The organism is Acidimicrobiales bacterium (genome assembly GCA_035316325.1).
Taxonomy (GTDB): Bacteria; Actinomycetota; Acidimicrobiia; order Acidimicrobiales; family VFJN01; genus DASXTK01.
The window spans coordinates 1-2,056 of the sequence record DATHJB010000221.1; the positions used below are offsets into that span (position 1 = coordinate 1).

The window sequence follows — 2,056 nt, forward strand, 5'->3', positions numbered from 1 at the left end:
GACACCGTGGAGGATCTGGTCAAGCTCGACGCGGCGGTGGGCAGCCGTGACCCGGCTCTTGGCCTGGGTGCGGTGGCCGCTTTGCGCCAGCTCGTCGAGGAGCTGGAGGAGCTCCACGTGGACAACGCCCGAGCACAAGGCTGGTCCTGGCAGGCCATCGCCGAGGCCCTGGGAGTGACCCGCCAATCGGTCCACAAGAAACACCATGTTCGGCGAGGACGCCGCGGGAGGTGACCGGGGTGCTCGACCACTGCGACGACGACACCCGCACGGTGATGGAGGCGGCCGTGGCCGAGGCTGAGCGGCTGGGTCACAACTGGATTGGGACCGAACACGTCCTGGTCGCACTCACCCTCCATCGCGACCTTCTCCCAGCGCCGGTAGCCGGGCTGCTGCCCGATGCCGTCCAGGTCCGGGACGCGCTGAGCGCAATCATCGACCCCCAACCCGAGTCGCCGAACGCGACGCTGCTCGCCAACCTGGGCATAGACCTTGACCGCGTCCGAGCCGCCGTGCGAGAGACCTTCGGCCCCGAGGCCGTCGACCGGCTCGCCCAGCGAACGGTGCCTCAGCCCTGGCAACCCTGGCGTCGACCGACCCGGGGGTGCGTGTCACTGCTCGCCGGCCATCGCAGCATCGCGCCCCGCCTCAAGCAAGCCGTGGAACACGCCGTCAACCACGCCACCCAACACCAGACGCCACTGGTAGCCCCCGCAGCGCTCCTTCTCGGTGTCCTCGAGGTCCAAGACGCTCTCGCCAACCGCCTCCTTGACCACCTCGGGCTGCCACCTGAATCGCCCTGGGTTGGTTGGAGGCTCCTGACCTTGGAAACGAGGATGGAGTCATGGGATCTGAGCGGATGCCTGGGAAGCCGACTACGCGTCGGTACTCGCCGGCCGAGAAGGAGCGGGCGGTGCGGTTGGTCCGTCAGCTGCGCGAGGAGTTGGGTTCGACGCACGGCACGATCCAGCGGGTCGCGAGCCAGTTGGGTTGTGGGGTCGAGTCGCTGCGCACGTGGGTCAAGCAGGCCGAGGTCGATGATGGCGAGCGGCCTGGGGTGACGACGGCGGAGGCGACGCGGATCAAGGAGCTGGAACAGGAGAACCGGGAGCTTCGCCGAGCGAACGCGATCCTCAAGTCCGCCTCGGCTTTCTTCGCGGCGGAGCTCGACCGCCCACAGCGGTGATCGTCGAGTTCATCGACACCCACCGCGCCGAGTTCGGAGTCGAGCCCATCTGCGAGGTGCTGCAGGTGGCTCCGAGCACGTACTACGCCGCCAAGTCCCGGCCGGTCTCGGCCCGGGCGCTGCAGGACTCGGTGATGATTCCGTTCCTGGTCGCTCTGTGGGAGGCGAACTACCGGGTCTACGGCGCTCACAAGCTCTGGAAGGCCGCCCGGCGGACCGGTCACGACATCGGCCGGGACCAGGTCGCTCGACTGATGCGGGCCGCAGGGATCGCCGGCGTGAAACGCAGCCGGCGGGTGCGCACCACCCGCTCCGACAACACCGCGGCGCGCCACCCGGACCTGGTGTGCCGGGACTTCACCGCAGAGCGGCCCAACCGCTTGTGGGTGACCGACCTCACCTTCGTGGCGACTTGGGCCGGGGTGGCGTACGTGTGCTTCATCGTCGACGCCTACAGCCGAATGATCGTCGGCTGGCGTGTGGCCGGCCACATGCGCACCGAGATGGTCCTCGACGCGCTGGAGATGGCCCGCTGGGCTCGAGGCACCCGCCTCGAAGGCTTGGTCACCCACTCCGATGCCGGCAGCCAGTTCACCAGCGTGCGCTACGGCGAACGCCTCGCGGAGATCGACGCGGTCCCGTCGATCGGATCGGTCGGCGACTCGTTCGATAACGCCCTGGCCGAGAGCGTCAACGGGCTCTACAAGACCGAGCTGATCCGCGGGCCCGACAAAGGGCCGTGGCGCACGGTCGAAGACGTCGAGCTGGCCACCCTCGGATGGGTCCACTGGCACAACACCGAACGGCTGCACGGCTACCTCGACGACGTGCCACCAACCGAGTTCGAAGCAGCGTTCTACGCTGCCCAAC

General features: G+C 68.5%; 3 protein-coding genes and 1 other annotated feature. Of the genes, 2 read left to right on the forward strand and 1 reads right to left on the reverse strand.

The window, feature by feature from the left end; translation table 11 throughout:
* Positions 1-234 (forward strand): helix-turn-helix domain-containing protein (locus VK611_29050; protein ID HMG45416.1); only part of this gene is annotated, 234 nt, incomplete at its 5' end.
* A 377-nt stretch (positions 235-611) separates the two neighbouring features.
* On the opposite strand, the gene VK611_29055 is transcribed toward VK611_29050, so the two are convergent.
* A complete protein-coding gene (locus VK611_29055; protein ID HMG45417.1) occupies positions 612-776 on the reverse strand; it encodes a hypothetical protein in 165 nt (54 codons plus the stop codon).
* A gap of 83 nt (positions 777-859) precedes the next feature.
* Between VK611_29055 and VK611_29060 the strand changes: the two genes are divergently transcribed.
* Positions 860-2,056 (forward strand): IS3 family transposase gene (locus tag VK611_29060; protein HMG45418.1). Its coding sequence is split into 2 segments (ribosomal slippage), with 1,198 coding nucleotides annotated over them: positions 860-1,148 and positions 1,148-2,056; the frame shifts between segments, so codons are not numbered across the junction. This gene is flagged as partial in the annotation.
* Positions 1,147-1,260: a sequence feature (AL1L pseudoknot), on the forward strand. (Overlaps the previous gene by 114 nt.)